Source organism: Mesorhizobium sp. M0802 (assembly GCF_040320115.1).
Taxonomy (GTDB): Bacteria; Pseudomonadota; Alphaproteobacteria; order Rhizobiales; family Rhizobiaceae; genus Mesorhizobium.
This window is the reverse complement of record NZ_JAMYOY010000060.1, coordinates 1-1149: the sequence shown is the minus strand read 5'-3', so window position 1 is coordinate 1149 and position 1149 is coordinate 1. Positions and strand designations below refer to the sequence as shown.

The window sequence follows — 1149 nt, the reverse complement described above, 5'->3', positions numbered from 1 at the left end:
TGCGGGATCCGAGGCTTGGTGATGGGGCCCAGTAGGCACGAAAGACGATGCCAGAACAGCGTCGTCTTCATTAGCTTTCCCAGGGAGCTCGCGCCCGAGTTCGGACTTCCGGAGATGAGCTAGTGCACTGATCCCACCGGAGTTGTTATAGCGCTTGGCATCTTCATCCAGCGACCCCTCGTGAAGCCGAGCCGCAATCCCCGGCTTGTGGTTTTCAACCAGGTATTCACTGAAACGTCTAGGAGCAGATCCATAGGTCTGAATGGTACCGGGATTCGGCCCGGTCGGCGCTGCCTTGTACTCTTTGATGGGAGCCGCTGTATAATCTCTGATGAGCGCGGCGTCGGCAGGGTCGGGATTATTCAGGACAGCGGCGCGGTCCAGCACTGGCGCTCCGCCCGCCCACGTCTTGAGATGACCCACTGCTCTAGCCACGTCCGAGGAGCCACTCTTGCTCTCGTACTCCTTGAGATCCGGATCCAGCGACTCCTCGTGAAGCCGAGCAGCAAATCCCGGCCTGTTATTATCAAAGAGCCAACGACCAAAGCCGAGAAGAGAATTTACATGGCGCTTGACCGTGCTCTCCAATGCTGACCTCAGCCCGTCGACAACGGTCGCATCGTTGGAATAAAGAGGACGCTTGTCGGCACCGGAGACCCCTATTGGAGGATCTGGCTGCAGCGCCGCCGGCACAGAACGAGCATGGTCACGCAACTCGGACGGTGCGGGGGGATTCAGATCAACCACTGACGAATCCGGCGCGTGATGATGGCGCGCCGTTGAGTGACCCGGCTGCAGCACCGAGGCACCCAGCATCGACCCACTGCCTCCGGCGTACGGCGCCGCGGCGTGTTCTTGTCCGCTGCCATGCATCATGAGTTGCGCCTCCCATGGCGATCGTAGAAGGTCCGCGTGCGGAATCGAGTCGAAATATCCCGACAAGTCAGCATCGACCATCTGCTTTTGCAACCGAGCCAGCGTTTCGGCCACCGCGGCCTCGCCAACCGCGGAGGGCGTCTCCTCTGCCCTGGCGAACGCTGGCCCGGCAGGCGCCGCCGGCACATAACGAGCATGGTCACGCAACTCGAACGGTGCGGGGGGATTCAGATCAACCACTGACGAATCCGGCGCATCATGATGGCGCGCCGT

The 1149-nt window shown here is 61.1% G+C and carries 1 pseudogene; it reads right to left on the bottom strand.

Annotated features, from left to right (window positions below):
- Positions 1-1116 (bottom strand): annotated as a pseudogene (locus NKI10_RS30850) (hypothetical protein); the annotation flags it as partial.
- Positions 1117-1149: the final 33 nt, after the last annotated feature.